Source organism: Synechococcus sp. B60.1 (assembly GCF_047462555.1).
Lineage (GTDB): Bacteria > Cyanobacteriota > Cyanobacteriia > Thermostichales > Thermostichaceae > Thermostichus.
The window spans coordinates 2,488-3,879 of record NZ_JANSJN010000108.1; the positions used below are offsets into that span (position 1 = coordinate 2,488).

The 1,392-nt window shown below is 64.1% G+C and carries 2 protein-coding genes; both read right to left on the reverse strand.

The features are described 5' to 3' along the window. On the reverse strand, positions 1 to 704 hold a 704-nt coding region (locus NW863_RS11105), incomplete at its 3' end, for a metal ABC transporter permease (RefSeq protein WP_414366382.1). A gap of 9 nt (positions 705 to 713) precedes the next feature. Continuing rightward, on the reverse strand, positions 714 to 1,392 hold a 679-nt coding region (locus NW863_RS11110), incomplete at its 5' end, for a metal ABC transporter ATP-binding protein (protein ID WP_414366385.1).

The window sequence follows — 1,392 nt, forward strand, 5'->3', positions numbered from 1 at the left end:
AAGCCCCCCAAGCCCATGGCCAGCAGCACATAGGTTGTAAAGCTGGATGCCAAAAGCCGCGCCGTCGAGGCAGGGATCACCACAAAGGCGCTCACCAATAGCACCCCCACCGAGCGGATCGACAGAGCCACCACCAGCGCCAGCAGCACCACAAAGGCCAGCCGCTGCCAGCCCCCCTCTACCCCCCGCGCCCGCGCCAGCGACTCATCCAGGGTGAGCAGCATCTGGGCAGGCAAGGTCAGCCCAATATACCCCAGAGCCAAGAGCAGGAGCAGGCCGCTCATCCACAAGGCCGGCAGACTGATGCCGAGAATATCCCCAAGCAGCAACTGGTTAAGGTTGCCGCGGTAGCCAGGGATCAGGCTGAGGCCAATGATGGCCAGGGCCAAGGAGGAGGAGTAGATGATGTTTAGCACCGCATCCGCCGAAAGCTGGGTGTGTTCCAGGACAAAAGTCACCCCCAGGGCAAACACTACCCCAAACACCATCAGCACTGCCGTGGGATCCAGCCCCAAGGCCACTCCCACGAGAATACCCAGCAGCGCCGAATGCCCCAAGGCATCACTAAAAAACGCCAACTGCCGAAAGATGGCAAAACTGCCCAAAAGCCCCCCCGTCACCCCCGTCAGGATGCCGCCTAGGAGAGCCCGCTGCATGAAGGGCAGCTGCAGCCATTCCACCACCTGCGCCCAGGTCTCCGGCATTGCCCCTCCTCAGTGGTGGTGGATGTAGCGGGCAAACTCGGGGCCGTAGACGCGGCTGAGCATCTCCGGCGCCAGGGCCGCCTCAGGGGATCCCTGACAAATCAGGGAGCGGTTGAGACACAGCACGCGGTCACAGTAGCGGGACACCATCTCTAGGTCGTGGGAGACCTGCAGGATGGCCCAGCCCAGGGAGCGGCGCAGCTCTTCCAATAGCCGATAGAACTCCCCTTCGCTGAGGCTATCTAGACCAGCGGGGGCCTCGTCCAGCACCAGCAGCCGCCGCGGCCAGACTAGACAATAGGCCAACAACACCCGCTTCAGCTCGCCGCCGCTCAGTTGACCCAGGGGCTTAGAGGCCAGGTGCAGAGCCTCGGCCCGTTGCAAGGCTTTCTGGACGGCCTCCTGCCGAGCAGCTCGCTGCTGCCAGGGCCAGCGGGGCCTAAGGGATCCCCAGCCCAGGGCGACAAACTCCGCCACTGTTAGGGGGAGGGCGGGGTTGAAGTGCAAGCGCTGCGGCACATAGGCAAGCTGCTGCCGCACTTTCTGGGGCAAGTACCCTGACAGGCGCAGCGGCTCCCCTAGGATGGAAACCGAGCCACACTGCCGCGGCAGGATGCCCAAGATGGCCTGCACCAAGGTGCTCTTGCCGGCGCCGTTGGGGCCAACAATGGCCGTATGGGATCCCGCC